The 13,804-nt window shown below is 65.6% G+C and carries 13 protein-coding genes; all 13 read right to left on the bottom strand.

Annotated elements, in window-relative coordinates; all coding sequences use genetic code 11:
- Positions 1-39: 39 nt before the first annotated feature.
- The 13 genes from motD to fliQ all read right to left on the bottom strand — a co-directional run bounded on the left by motD (position 40) and on the right by fliQ (position 13,804).
- The gene (gene motD, locus F3I62_RS10865) at positions 40-918 is read right to left on the bottom strand and encodes a flagellar motor protein MotD (protein ID WP_160489662.1); all 879 of its coding nucleotides are present in this window, start codon (positions 916-918) and stop codon (positions 40-42) included.
- 16 nt (positions 919-934) lie between these two features.
- Positions 935-1,675 (bottom strand): flagellar motor protein, encoded by a 741-nt coding sequence (locus F3I62_RS10860; RefSeq protein WP_160489661.1) that lies wholly within the window; start codon positions 1,673-1,675, stop codon positions 935-937.
- Positions 1,675-2,796 (bottom strand): chemotaxis response regulator protein-glutamate methylesterase, encoded by a 1,122-nt coding sequence (locus F3I62_RS10855; RefSeq protein ID WP_160489660.1) that lies wholly within the window; start codon positions 2,794-2,796, stop codon positions 1,675-1,677. Before F3I62_RS10855 ends, F3I62_RS10860 begins: the two co-directional genes overlap by 1 nt.
- Before the next feature lie 40 nt (positions 2,797-2,836).
- Entirely contained in the window at positions 2,837-5,047 is a 2,211-nt protein-coding gene (locus tag F3I62_RS10850) for a chemotaxis protein CheA (RefSeq protein ID WP_160489659.1), read from the bottom strand.
- 29 nt (positions 5,048-5,076) lie between these two features.
- Complete coding sequence (locus F3I62_RS10845) at positions 5,077-5,865, bottom strand: protein phosphatase CheZ (RefSeq protein WP_160489658.1); 789 nt, start codon at positions 5,863-5,865, stop codon at positions 5,077-5,079.
- A 19-nt stretch (positions 5,866-5,884) separates the two neighbouring features.
- The gene (locus tag F3I62_RS10840) at positions 5,885-6,259 is read right to left on the bottom strand and encodes a chemotaxis response regulator CheY (protein ID WP_178091816.1); all 375 of its coding nucleotides are present in this window, start codon (positions 6,257-6,259) and stop codon (positions 5,885-5,887) included.
- 81 nt (positions 6,260-6,340) lie between these two features.
- Positions 6,341-7,087 (bottom strand): RNA polymerase sigma factor FliA, encoded by a 747-nt coding sequence (gene fliA, locus F3I62_RS10835; RefSeq protein ID WP_160489657.1) that lies wholly within the window; start codon positions 7,085-7,087, stop codon positions 6,341-6,343.
- Positions 7,084-7,917, bottom strand: coding sequence for a flagellar synthesis regulator FleN (gene fleN, locus F3I62_RS10830; protein WP_178091815.1), 834 nt, complete (start codon positions 7,915-7,917; stop codon positions 7,084-7,086). Before fleN ends, fliA begins: the two co-directional genes overlap by 4 nt.
- 96 nt (positions 7,918-8,013) lie before the next feature.
- Complete coding sequence (gene flhF, locus F3I62_RS10825; RefSeq protein WP_160489656.1) at positions 8,014-9,339, bottom strand: flagellar biosynthesis protein FlhF; 1,326 nt, start codon at positions 9,337-9,339, stop codon at positions 8,014-8,016.
- A 12-nt stretch (positions 9,340-9,351) separates the two neighbouring features.
- Positions 9,352-11,475 carry a flagellar biosynthesis protein FlhA gene (gene flhA / locus F3I62_RS10820; RefSeq protein ID WP_160489823.1) on the bottom strand — a complete coding sequence of 708 codons (2,124 nt, stop codon included), beginning with the start codon at positions 11,473-11,475 and terminating at the stop codon, positions 9,352-9,354.
- A gap of 137 nt (positions 11,476-11,612) precedes the next feature.
- Complete coding sequence (gene flhB, locus F3I62_RS10815) at positions 11,613-12,749, bottom strand: flagellar biosynthesis protein FlhB (protein ID WP_160489655.1); 1,137 nt, start codon at positions 12,747-12,749, stop codon at positions 11,613-11,615.
- 9 nt (positions 12,750-12,758) lie between these two features.
- Positions 12,759-13,535, bottom strand: coding sequence for a flagellar biosynthetic protein FliR (fliR, locus tag F3I62_RS10810; RefSeq protein ID WP_160489654.1), 777 nt, complete (start codon positions 13,533-13,535; stop codon positions 12,759-12,761).
- Positions 13,535-13,804, bottom strand: coding sequence for a flagellar biosynthesis protein FliQ (gene fliQ, locus F3I62_RS10805; protein ID WP_160489653.1), 270 nt, complete (start codon positions 13,802-13,804; stop codon positions 13,535-13,537). Before fliQ ends, fliR begins: the two co-directional genes overlap by 1 nt.

Here is a 13,804-nt window from a genome sequence, read left to right as displayed (position 1 = left end):
CCGGCATGTCTGCGACCTTACCGAGAACTGGTTGCCGCCTCATGGCGCAGGCGGCGGAATATTGGCGGAGCCCGCTGCGGGCGCCGTGTCTGGGGTCGCCGCTGCAGGTTGCGTGCCAGCCCGCTGCAGGGCCGCATCGGGCTGGGCATTGCCGCTGCCGACACCACTCAGGCTGCGCCTGACCTCCAGATTACGCGAGATCACCAGCACCACCCGCCGATTGCGCGCGCGCCCTTCGGCGGTGGCGTTGTCCGCCACCGGCTGGAACTCGCCATAGCCCACCGCGGCCAGCCGTCCCGGGTTGACCCCGTCCATCGCCAGCATGCGCACGATGCTCGCCGCGCGCGCCGTGGACAGTTCCCAGTTGCTGGGGAACTGGGCGGTGCTGATCGGCAGGTTGTCGGTGAAGCCCTCGACATGCACCGGGTTCTCATAGGGCGCGAGAATCTTCGCCACCTTGTCGATCAGGGTGAAGGCCAGCTCGTTGGGCACCGCATCGCCGCTGGGAAACAGCAGGCTGGAGTTCAGTTCGATCTCGATCCACAGCTCGTTGCCGCGCACGGTCAGCTGCTCGCTGCTGATCAGGTCGCCGAAGGCGCCGCGCACGCTCTCGGCGATCTCCTGCAGCGGGTCGGTGGCCGTGGCCGAGGTGCTGCTGGGGTTGTCTTCGCTCATCGAGCGATCCGGCTCGGTGGTGCGCGGGCGCTCATCGCCAACCGGGATCGGCTTGATCGCCCGCGCAGGCTCGCTGAATACGCCCACCAGGCTGTCGGAGAGAACCTTGTACTTGCCTTCGTTGATCGACGAGATCGAGTACATCACCACGAAAAAGGCGAACAGCAGGGTGATGAAGTCCGCGTAGGACACCAGCCAGCGTTCGTGATTCTCGTGCTCTTCGTGGTTGCGTCGCCGGGCCATGTCGGTCCCCTGCCCCTCAGTCCATGAAGCCTTGCAGCTTCAACTCGATGGAGCGCGGGTTTTCACCCTCGGCGATGGACAGGATGCCTTCCAGCAGCATCTCGCGATAACGCGACTGGCGCACGGCGATGGCCTTGAGCTTGTTGCCCACCGGCAACAGCAGCAGGTTGGCGAAGGCCACGCCATAGATGGTGGCGACGAACGCCACGGCAATCCCGCTGCCCAGCTTGCTCGGGTCGGCCAGGTTGCCCATCACGTGGATCAGGCCCATCACCGCCCCGATGATACCGATGGTCGGCGCGTAGCCGCCCATGCTCTCGAACACCTTGGCGGCCTGGATATCGCGGCCTTCCTGGGTGTACAGATCGACTTCGAGGATGCTGCGGATCGCCTCCGGCTCGGCACCGTCGACCAGCAGCTGCAGGCCCTTGCGCGCATAGGGGTCCAGTTCGCTGTCGGCGATCGGTTCCAGGCCCAGCAGGCCCTCCTTGCGCGCGGTCATGCTCCAGCCCACCACCTTGGTGATGCCGCCGGCCAGATCGATGTGCGGCGGGAAGAGGATCCAGCGCAGGATGGTCAGGGCCCGTTTGAACACGTTGATCGGCGCCTGCAGGAACGCCGCCCCCAGCGTGCCGCCGATCACGATCAGCGCGGCCGGGCCATTGAGCAGAGCCCCGACATGGCCACCCTCGAGGTAATTGCCGCCGATGATCGCGACAAACGCCAGGATGACCCCGACCAGGCTCAATACATCCATCAGACGCAGGCCTCGGCCAGATGCCGGCCGATGTCGTCGAGACCGTACACCGCATCGGCCAGGTTGGCCTTGACGATGGCCATGGGCATGCCATAGATCACGCAGCTGGCCTCGTCCTGGGCCCACACCTGGCTACCGCCCTGCTTGAGCAGGCGCGCGCCTTCGCGGCCGTCGGCGCCCATGCCGGTGAGCACCACGGCCAGCACCTTGTCGTTGAACGACTTGGCGGCCGAGCCGAAGGTGATGTCGACGCAGGGCTTGTAGTTCAGACGCTCGTCGCCCGGCAGGATGCGCACCGCACCGCGCGGGTCGATCATCATCTGCTTGCCGCCCGGTGCCAGCAGGGCCAGGCCGGGGCGCAGGACGTCGCCATCCTCGGCTTCCTTGACAGAAATCCGGCACAGCTTGTCCAGGCGCTCGGCGAAGGCCTTGGTGAAGGCCGCCGGCATGTGCTGGATCAGCACGATCGGCGTCGCGAAGCTGGCCGGCAGCTGGGTCAGCACCCGCTGCAGGGCTACCGGGCCACCGGTGGACGTGCCGATGGCCACCAGCTTGTACGCCTTACGCTTTGGGGCGGGGGAGTTCCCCGCGGCGGGAGCGGCAGGCGCCGGCGCGGCGCTCGGGCTGCGCGGCGCCACTGCCGGGGCACTGCTCCTGGCCACCGGTGCGCTGCTGGGCGCAGCCGCCGGGCTCGGCGTCGGGCTGTAACCACTGTAGCGACGGTTGCTGCGGGCGATGCTGTGGACCTTCTCGCACAACAGCGCCTTGACCTTCTCCGGATTGCGCGAGATGTCTTCGAAGTTCTTCGGCAGGAAATCCACCGCCCCGGCATCCAGCGCATCCAGGGTCACCCGGGCGCCTTCGTGGGTCAGCGAGGAGAACATCAGCACCGGCGTCGGACAGCGCTGCATGATGTTCCGCACCGCGGTGATGCCGTCCATCATCGGCATCTCGTAGTCCATGGTGATCACGTCCGGCTTCAGTGCCAGGGCCTGATCGATGGCCTCGCGCCCATTGGTCGCGGTGCCGACTACCTGGATATTCGGGTCGGCGGAGAGAATTTCCGATACCCGGCGGCGAAAGAAGCCGGAATCGTCCACCACCAGGACCTTGACAGCCATAAACACTCCTGAGCGGCTGGCCATGCCAGACCGCAATCGATCAGATGCGACGTGCGTAGCGCTTGAGCATGCTCGGCACATCGAGGATCAGGGCAATCCGCCCGTCACCGGTAATGGTTGCGCCGGACATGCCCGGAGTGCCTTGCAGCATCTTGCCCAGCGGCTTGATCACGACTTCCTCCTGGCCCACCAGCTGGTCGACCACGAAGCCGATGCGCTGGCTGCCGACCGTGAGGATCACCACATGGCCTTCGCGCTGCTCTTCGCAGCTCGCCCCGCGCACCAGCCAGCGCTTGAGGTAGAACAGCGGCAACGCCTTGTCGCGCACGATCACCACTTCCTGGCCGTCCACCACGTTGGTGCGCGACAGGTCGAGGTGGAAGATCTCGTTGACGTTGACCAGCGGGAAGGCGAAGGCCTGGTTGCCGAGCATGACCATCAGGGTCGGCATGATCGCCAGGGTCAGCGGCACCTTGATGATGATCTTCGAACCCTGGCCCTTGACCGAATGCACGTTGATGATGCCGTTGAGCTGGGAAATCTTGGTCTTCACCACGTCCATGCCGACACCGCGGCCGGACACGTCGGAAATCTCGGTCTTGGTCGAGAAGCCCGGGGCGAAGATCAGGTTGAAGCACTCGGTCTCGCTCAGGCGATCGGCCGCATCCTTGTCCATCAGGCCCTTTTCCACGGCCTTGGCGCGCAGGATTTCCGGGTCCATGCCTTTGCCGTCATCGGAGATCGACAGCAGGATGTGGTCGCCCTCCTGCTCGGCCGACAGTACCACCCGGCCACCGCGCGCCTTGCCCGAGGCCTCGCGCTCTTCCGGCATCTCGATGCCGTGGTCGACCGCGTTGCGCACCAGGTGCACCAGCGGATCGGCCAGGGCCTCGACCAGGTTCTTGTCGAGGTCGGTTTCTTCGCCGACCAGTTCCAGGTTGATCTCTTTCTTCAGCTGCCGGGCCAGATCGCGGACCAGGCGCGGGAAGCGCCCGAACACCTTCTTGATCGGCTGCATGCGGGTCTTCATCACCGAGGTCTGCAGATCGGCGGTGACCACATCGAGGTTGGACACGGCCTTGGCCATGGCCTCGTCGCCGCTGTTCAGGCCCAGGCGCACCAGGCGGTTACGCACCAGCACCAGTTCACCGACCATGTTCATGATCTCGTCCAGGCGCGCGGTGTCCACCCGCACCGTGGTCTCGGCCTCGCTGGCCGCCGGGGCGGCCTTCTCCGCTACCGCGGCGGCCGGCGCAGGGACGGCCTTGACCGCCTCGGGCTTGGCAACCGGCTTGGGCGCAGGCTTGGCGGCAGCCGGCTTGGCCGCCGCAACAGCGACCGATGCCGCGGCACCGGCGGCTACCGCCGGCTGTACGGCGTTCTCGTCGAACTTGCCTTTGCCGTGCAACTGGTCCAGCAGCGCTTCGAACTCGTCATCGGTGATGTTGTCGCCCGCCGCGGCAGGCGCCGCCGCCACGGACGCGGCTGGCGCAGGGGCGTCCTCGGCCGCGACGAACTTGCCCTTGCCGTGCAACTGGTCGAGCAGCGCCTCGAACTCGTCATCGGTGATTTCGTCATTGCCGCCGGCTTGCGCCACCGCCGCCACCGCAGCGACCGGTGCCGGTGCGGGAGCCGCCACGGCCGTTTCGCTGAACTTGCCCTTGCCATGCAGCTGGTCGAGCAGCGACTCGAACTCGTCATCGGTGATTTCATTCGAGGCCGCAGCGGCCGGCGCCGGACTCTCGTCAGCCGGCCCGCCGATGGCTTGCAGCAGCTGCTCGAACTCGCTGTCGGTGATATCGCCGCCCGCCACCGGCGCAGGCGCCGGCTCGGCGACGGCCTCGACCTGCTCGTCCGCGCTCTCCGGCTCGGCCAGACGGGCCAGCGCCGCCAGCAACTCAGGAGTAGCCGGGGTCACCGCGGCGCGCTCGCGCACCTGGCTGAACATCTCATTGACGGCATCCAGTGCCTGCAGCACCACATCCATCAATTCGGCGGTGACCCGCCGCTCACCCTTGCGCAGGATGTCGAAGACGTTTTCCGCAATGTGGCAGCACTCCACCAGCTCGTTGAGCTGGAGGAATCCGGCGCCACCCTTGACGGTGTGAAACCCACGGAAAATCGCATTGAGCAGGTCCGTGTCATCCGGTCGGCTTTCCAGCTCGACCAGTTGCTCGGACAGCAGTTCAAGAATTTCGCCGGCCTCTACCAGGAAGTCCTGGAGGATTTCTTCATCGGCGTCGAAGCTCATCGGTGCGCTCCAAAGGCTCTGTTAGAGCCTTAAAATCCCAGGCTGGACAGCAGATCATCGACATCGTCCTGACTGGACGCGACGTCTTCACGCTTATCGGCATGAATCTGCGGACCTTCACCCCGGGAAGGCTCTTTTTGTTGTTCTTGCTCGGCGCGCAGCACGTCGTGGTCATGCTGGATGCCGGCGAACCGATCGACGTGGCTGGCCATCAGCACCAGTTTCAGCAGATTGCCTTCCACCTCGGTGACCAGCTGGGTCACGCGCTTGATCACCTGACCGGTCAGGTCCTGATAGTCCTGGGCCAGCATGATGTCGTTCAGGTGACCGGAGAGTTTCTGGCTGTCGCGCTCGCTGCGGGCGAGGAACAACTCGATACGCTTGGCCAGCTCGCGAAAGGCGTCAGCCCCCAGCTCGCGGCGCATGAAGCGCCCCCAGTCGGCATTCAGGCTCTGCGCCTCGTCGCCCAGGTCGTTGACCAGCGGCGCGCTCTGCTCGACCAGGTCCATGGTGCGGTTGGCCGCTTTCTCGGTCATCTGCACCACGTAGGACAGGCGCTCGGTGGCGTCGCTGATCTGCGAGACCTCCTGGGCGTGCGGATTGCGCGGGTCGATCTGGAAGTTGACGATGGCGTTGTGCAGTTCGCGCGTCAGCCGGCCGACTTCCTGGTACAGCCCCCGGTCGCGGGTCTGGTTGAGCTCGTGGATCAGTTGCACCGCTTCGCCAAAACGACCTTTTTCCAGGCTGTCGACGAGTTGCGTTGCGTGCAGCTTCAGGGTCGATTCAAGCTCGCCCAGAGAGGAGTCATCGTGTGCCATAGCGCCCTCGTGGCGAACATCAGCCGTTAACCCGTTCGAAGATCTTCTCGATCTTCTCCTTGAGCACCTGGGCCGTGAACGGCTTGACCACGTAGCCATTCACCCCGGCCTGAGCGGCCTCGATGATCTGGTCACGCTTGGCCTCGGCGGTCACCATCAGCACCGGCAGGGTTTTCAGGCGTTCGTCGGCGCGTACTGCGCGCAGCAGGTCGATGCCGGTCATGCCCGGCATGTTCCAGTCGGTCACCAGGAAGTCGAAGCTGCCGCTCTGCAGCATCGGCAGCGCGGTGACCCCGTCATCCGCTTCGGCGGTATTGGTGAAACCCAAATCACGCAAGAGGTTCTTGATGATCCGTCGCATCGTCGAAAAGTCGTCAACGATGAGGATTTTCATGTTCTTGTCCAAGTCGACCTCCGTACAGTCCTAAACGCCCTCGGCCCCCGGGGACGTCGCAATCGTGAAACCGGTTGCCCTTCAGCTCGCCCGCCACTCGCCCAGGCGTGCGCGCAAACGCGCGGCGCACTGGCTGTGCAGCTGGCTGACACGGGACTCGCTGACTCCCAGGACCTCGCCGATTTCCTTGAGATTCAGTTCTTCGTCGTAATACAGCGCCAGAACCAGACGCTCGCGCTCCGGCAGGTTGGCGATGGCATCGGCCAGCGCCGCCTGGAAGCGTTCATCCTCCAGCTCATGCAGGGGTTCGGTCTGGGTGCTACCGGTGTCTTCATGGATGCCGCCATGCTCGCCGTCCTGCACCAGGTCGTCGAAGCTGAACAGACGGCTGCCCAAAGTGTCGCCAAGGATGCCGTAGTAATCCTCGAGACTCAATTGGAGTTCGGCCGCAACCTCTTGATCTTTAGCGTCTCTGCCGGTTCTCGCTTCAATCTTTCGGATCGCGTCGCTGACCATGCGGGTATTGCGGTGCACCGAACGCGGCGCCCAATCGCCCTTGCGCACCTCGTCGAGCATGGCGCCACGGATGCGGATGCCGGCATAGGTTTCGAAACTGGCGCCCTTGCCGCCGTCGTACTTTTTCGAGGCTTCGAGCAGGCCGATCATGCCGGCCTGGATCAGGTCATCCACCTGCACGCTGGCCGGCAGACGCGCCAGCAGGTGGTAGGCAATGCGCTTGACCAGAGGCGCATAGCGCTCGATCAGCTGGTGCTGGGAATCCTGCGCCTGCGCCTTGTTGTACATACGGAGTCCACTGGCTGCTGTCATACCGCGGAACCCGCGACCGGCTGCTGCACCAGACGCTCGACGAAAAACTCCAGATGGCCGCGCGGGTTGGCCGGCAACGGCCAGGTGTCGACTTTCTGGGCGATCGCCTTGAACGCCAGTGCGCACTTCGAGCGCGGGAAAGCTTCATAGACCGCGCGCTGCTTCTGCACGGCTTTGCGCACCGACTCGTCGTACGGTACGGCGCCCACATACTGCAGGGCCACATCAAGGAAGCGATCGGTGACCTTGGTCAGCTTAGCAAACAGGTTGCGGCCTTCCTGGGGGCTGTGGGCCATATTGGCCAGCACGCGGAAACGGCTCATGCCGTAGTCACGGTTGAGCAGCTTGATCAGGGCGTAGGCGTCGGTGATCGAGGTCGGCTCGTCGCAGACCACCACTATGACTTCCTGGGCCGCCCGCACGAAGCTGACCACGCCATCGCCGATCCCCGCGGCGGTGTCGATCACCAGCACGTCGAGGTTCTCGCTGATATCGCTGAAGGCCTGGATCAGCCCGGCATGCTGCATGGGGGTCAGCTGCACCATGCTCTGCGTGCCGGAGGCGGCCGGCACGATGCGGATGCCGCCCGGCCCCTGGATCAGCACGTCCTTGAGGTCGCACTCGCCGGATATCACATCGGCCAGGGTGCGCTTGGCCGTCAGGCCGAGCAGCACGTCGACATTGGCCAGGCCCAGGTCGGCGTCCATCAGCATGACCCGACGGCCGAGGTCGGCCAGGGCCAGCGACAGATTCACCGACACGTTGGTCTTGCCGACGCCACCCTTGCCGCCGGTTACGGCGATCACCTGTACGGGATGCATACTACCCATGTTCTCTACACACCTTGTCTTGCCTGGACTGGGCTGGTCGGGCAACTCCACCGACCGCTCCTCAACACTAGAACGCCTTGCTCAGCACCGCTCGCCCTAACCCGCCCGGCGCGCCGGATTCTGGTACAGGCCGGCGAATACGTCCGCCATGGCTTCCTCGCTCGGATCTTCCGCGCTTTGCAGGCTGACCGCCCGGCTCACCAACTGGTGGCTGCGCGGCAGTTGCAGATCGTCCGGAATCTTAGGCCCATCAGTCAGATAGGCTACCGGTAGATGCTGGCTGATAGCCAGCCCTAAAACCTCGCCGAGGCTGGTGGCTTCATCCAGCTTGCTCAGGATGCAACCCGCCAGACCACAGCGCTTGTAGCTGTGATAGGCCGCCTTGAGCACCTGGCTCTGGCTGGTGGCGGCCAGCACCAGGTAATTCTTGGCATTCACGCCGCGCCCGGCGAGGCTTTCCAGCTGCATGCGCAGGGCCGGGTCGTTGCCCGGCAGGCCGGCGGTGTCGATCAGCACCACGCGCTTGCGCGCCAGCGGTGCCAGGGCCTGGACCAGCGACTGGCCGGGGTCGACCTGGGTCACCGACACATCGAGGATGCGGCCGAGGGTCTTCAGCTGTTCCTGGGCACCGATGCGGAAGCTGTCCATGCTCACCAGGGCAATGCTCTGCGGGCCGTACTTGAGCACGTAGCGCGCGGCCAGCTTGGCCAGGGTGGTGGTCTTGCCCATGCCGGCCGGACCGACCAGGGCGATCACCCCGCCCTCCTCCAGCGGCTCGACCTTCGGCGTGCGGATCGCATGGGCCAGGTGCGCCAGCAGCATGCGCCAGGCCTGGCGCGGCTCGGCGACCTTGCCGACGCGCTCCAGCAGCGCCTTGGAAATTTCCGCGGACAGGCCCATGCGCTGCAGGCGGCGCCACAGGTTGGCCTGTTCCGGCTGGCGGGTCTGCATCTGACCCCAGGCAATCGAGCCCAGCTGCACCTCGATCAGTTCGCGCAGGCCATTGAGTTCGAAGCGCATGGCATCGATGGCGCCCTGGTCGGCACCGGCGCGCAGCGGAGCCGCCGCCACTGGCGCGGGCGCCGGGCGCGGCGGATTGAGCGGCGAGGCCGGCAGCTCGGGGGCGATGATCGACTCGTTGGCGAACAGCTGGCGATCCTTGCGCTCGCCGGCAATAGCGCGGCTGGCCAGGTCGGCCTGGGCATTGGCGATCTTCGCCTGGGTCTTGCGCAGCTCGGCTTCCAGCGCCGGGTTGGCCTGGCGCGCCGGCTCGGCGGGCAGCTGATAGTCCAGCGCGGCAGTCAGCTCGACCCCGCCGGCCACCCGGCGATTGCCGATGATGGCGGCGTCGGCGCCCAGCTCGTCACGCACCAGTTTCATGGCTTGACGCATATCGGCGGCGAAGAAGCGTTTGACTTGCATGGCTTAGAACCCTCAGTTCTGGCCCACCGTCGCAACGATGGTGACCTGCTTGTTATCCGGTATTTCCTGGTAGGCCAGGACATGCATGCTCGGTACGGCGAGTCGCGCAAAGCGCGAGAGCATCGCCCGGACCGGGCCGGCTACCAGCAGGATCACCGGTTTGCCGAGCATTTCCTGGCGCTGCGCCGCATCCACCAGGGAGCGTTGCAGCTTTTCAGCCATTCCGGGCTCGAGGAGGATGCCATCCTCGGAGCCCTGACCGGCCTTCTGCAGACTATTCAGCAAAATCTGTTCCAACCTGGGCTCCAGCGTGATCACAGGCAGCTCCGGCTCTAGTCCCACAACGCTTTGCACGATTGCGCGGGCCAGCGCGACGCGCACCGCCGCCACCATCGCGGCGGGATCTTGACTCTTGGGCGCCACGTTGGCGATGGCTTCGGCGATGGTGCGGATGTCGCGCACCGGCACCTGTTCCTGCAGCAGCGACTGCAGCACCTTGAGCAGGGTCGACAGCGACACCAGGCCCGGCACCAGCTCCTCGGCCAGCTTCGGTGAGCTCTTGGCCAGCAGCTGCATGAGTTGCTGCACTTCCTCGTGGCCGAGCAGCTCGTGGGCGTGCTTGTGCAGCACCTGGTTGAGGTGGGTGGCTACCACGGTGCTGGCGTCGACCACGGTGTAGCCTAGCGACTGCGCCTGGTCGCGCTGGGTCGGATCGATCCACACCGCCTCCAGGCCGAACGCCGGATCCTTGGCGGCGATGCCGTTGAGCGGGCCGAACACCTGCCCCGGGTTGATCGCCAGCTCGCGCTCCGGGTAGACCTCGGCCTCGGCCACGCTGACGCCCATCAGGGTCAGGCGGTAGGCGTTGGGCAACAGGTCGAGGTTGTCGCGGATATGCACCGAGGGCATGAGGAAGCCCATCTCCTGAGACAGCTTCTTGCGCACCCCCTTGATCCGCGCCAGCAACTGCCCGCCCTGGGCCCGGTCGACCAGCGGAATCAGGCGGTAGCCGACCTCCAGGCCGACCATGTCCACCGGGGTCACGTCGTCCCAGCCCAGCTCCTTGACCTCCTGGGCCTTCTGCGCCGGCAGCAGCTCCTGCTGGCGCTGGACCTCCTTGACCTCCTCGTCCTTGACCTTGCGCTGCTTGTTGGCGATCCAGTAGGCGGCGCCGGCGGCGATCAGGCCCAGGCTGATGAAGGAGAAATGCGGCATGCCCGGCACCAGGCCCATGGCGATCATGATCGCCGCGGCCACGGCCAGCGCGCGCGGCGAGGCGAACATCTGCCGGGTGACCTGGGCGCCCATGTCTTCCGAGGTCGACACCCGGGTAACCATGATCGCCGCGGCGGTGGACAGCAGCAGCGACGGGATCTGCGCCACCAGGCCGTCACCGATGGTCAGCAGGGTGTAGATGCGCCCGGCCTCGGCGAACGGCAGATCGTGCTGCAGCATGCCGATGGCCATGCCGCCGATCAGGTTGATGAACAGGATCAGCAGGCCCGCCACCGCGTCGCCGCGGACGAACTTGCTGGCACCGTCCATCGAGCCGTAGAAGTCGGCTTCCTGGGCCACTTCGACCCGCCGCCGCTTGGCCTCCGGCTGGTCGATCAGGCCGGAGTTGAGGTCGGCGTCGATGGCCATCTGCTTGCCGGGCATGGCGTCCAGGGTGAAGCGCGCGCTGACTTCGGAAATCCGCCCGGCGCCCTTGGTGACCACCACGAAGTTGATGATCATGAGGATGGCGAAGACCACGATACCGACCACGTAGTTGCCGCCGATCACCACCTCGCCGAAGGCCTGGATCACCTTGCCGGCGGCGTCGTGGCCGTCCTGGCCGTGCAGCAGCACCACGCGGGTGGAGGCCACGTTCAGCGCCAGGCGCAGCAGGGTCGCGGCCAGCAGGATGGTCGGGAACACGGCGAAATCCAGCGGGCGCAAGGCGTAGATCGCCACCAGCAGGACCACGATGGACAGGGCGATGCTGAAGGTGAACAGCACGTCGAGCAGGAACGCCGGAATCGGCAGCATGACCATGGCGAGCATGACCAGCAGCAACAGCGGGATGCCCAGGCTGCCATGGCGCAATCCCGAGAGATTAGTGCGTACGTCACCGATGATTTGTGCGCGATCCAGTGCCACGTGTATTCCCCAGCCCATTCAATCTTTTGACGCGAAAGCGCGTCCTGGGCGGGGTATCGCAAGAAGCGTTCCACAACGGCCGCGGCAAGTGCTTCGGCGCTGGCTTTGTCGCCTGCGCCTTGCCGCTGCCGCTATTCGTCGCGGCGCAGATCCGGCGGGATCGGCAGGTCCGGCAGCGGCCCCGGGCGCTTGCCCTTGCCGGCGCGGAACTGCTTGAGCTGGTAGACGTAGGCCAGCACCTGGGCCACCGCCAGGTACAGGCCGGCGGGAATCTCGTGGTCGATTTCGGTGGAGAAGTACACCGCCCGCGCCAGGGCCGGCGATTCCAGCAGGGTGACCTTGTGCTCCTGGGCGATCTCGCGAATCTTCAGCGCCAGGAAATCGCCACCCTTGGCCAGCAGCACCGGCGCACTGCCCTTGGCCGGGTCGTACTTGAGGGCCACGGCGAAGTGCGTCGGGTTGGTGATCACCACGTCAGCCTCCGGCACCGCCTGCATCATCCGCCGCTCGGCCATCTCGCGCTGCAACTGGCGGATCTTCGACTTGACCTCTGGCTTGCCCTCGCTGTCCTTGTACTCGTCGCGCACCTCCTGCTTGGTCATCATCAGCTTCTGCTTGGCGTCCCATAGCTGGAACGGCACGTCCACCGCGGCAATCAGGATCAGCCCGCTGGCCAGCCAAAGGGCGCTCCAGCCGACGATCTGGGCGCCGTGCAGGATGGCTGAGTCGATCGGCTCGTTGGCCAGGGCCAGCAGGTCGTCCTGGTCGGCCGAGAGCACGGCGAGGCCGACCAGCAGGATGATGATGAACTTGGCCAGGGCCTTCAGCAGCTCGATCAGGGCCTTGGTCGAGAACATGCGCTTGAGCCCTTCCCAGGGGTTCATCCGGCTGGCCTTGGGTTGCAGCGCCTCGGCGGAGAACAGCCAGCCGCCCAAGGCAATCGGACCGACGATCGAAGCGATCAGCAGCACGATGAGGAACGGCTGCAGCAGCACCAGCGCATCCTTGCCGGCCGCCAGCAGGTACAGGGCCATCGAGCCCTCATCCAGCAGCACCTCGCGCGGCAAGGCGAAGTTGCTGCGCATGATGCGCAGCAGGCCGTCACCCATCTGCGCGCCGTACATCAGCAGCGCTATCGCGCCGGCGAGGGTCACCGCCAGGGTATTGAGCTCGCGCGAGCGGGCGATCTGGCCTTTCTTGCGCGCCTCCTCCAGGCGCTTGCTGGTGGGTTCCTCGCTCTTGTCGGCACCGCTTTCACTTTCCGCCACGGTACCTCCTTAGCGCGCCTGCGCCAGTTCGCGCAACTGTTGCAGGGCTTCGCTGGTCAGCACCTGGAAATGGGCGAGGAAATCGGCGATGCCCAGCCAGAAGATGAGCAAACCCAGCACCAGGGTCAGCGGGAAACCGATGGAGAAGATGTTCAGCTGCGGCGCCGCACGGGTCATCACGCCGAAGGCCAGGTTGACCACTAGCAGGGCGATCACCACCGGCAGCGCCAGCAGCAGGCCGGCGGCCATTACCCAGCTGAGTTTGCCGGCCAGTTCCCAGTAGTGATCGACCAGCAGGCCCTGGCCGACCGGCAGGGTCACGAAACTCTCGGCCAGCACCTCGAACACCACCAGGTGGCCGTTCATCGCGAGGAACAGCAGGGTCACCAGCATCAGCAGGAACTGGCCGAGCACCGGCACCGACACCCCATTGGTGGGGTCGACCATGGAGGCGAAGCCCAGGCCCATCTGGATCGCGATGATCTGCCCGGCGACCGAGAACAGGTGAAAGTACAGCTGCAGGATGAAGCCGAACATCACCCCGATCAGCACCTGCTCGCCGATCAGCAGCATGGACTGCAGGCTGACCGAGTCGACCTGTGGCATCGGCGGCAGGTTCGGCACCAGCACCAGGCAGATCGCCAGCGCCAGGTACAGGCGCACCCGCGTCGGCACCAGCTGGGTGCCGATCACCGGCATGACCATCAGCATAGAGGCGATGCGAAACAGCGGCAGGAGGAACTGGCCGATCCAGCCGCCGATCTGCGCATTGGTCAGCTCGAGCATCAGCCGATCAACAACGGGATGTTCTGGATCAGGTTCTGGGTGTACTCCATCAGCTGGCGCACCAGCCAGGGACCGGCCCAGATCAGGGTGAGCAGCATCACCAGCAGGCGCGGGACGAAGCTCAGGGTCTGTTCGTTGATCTGCGTGGCGGCCTGGAACATGGCCACCAGCAGGCCCACCAGCAGGCTGGGCAGGACCATCAGGCCAACGATCAGGGCGGTCAGCCAGAGCGCTTCACGAAACAGGTCGACGGCTATTTCCGGAGTCAT

The organism is Pseudomonas sp. R-28-1W-6 (assembly GCF_009799925.1).
Taxonomy (GTDB): Bacteria; Pseudomonadota; Gammaproteobacteria; order Pseudomonadales; family Pseudomonadaceae; genus Aquipseudomonas.
Note: the sequence above shows the minus strand (reverse complement) of the source record. Positions and strands in the feature narration are given on the sequence as shown.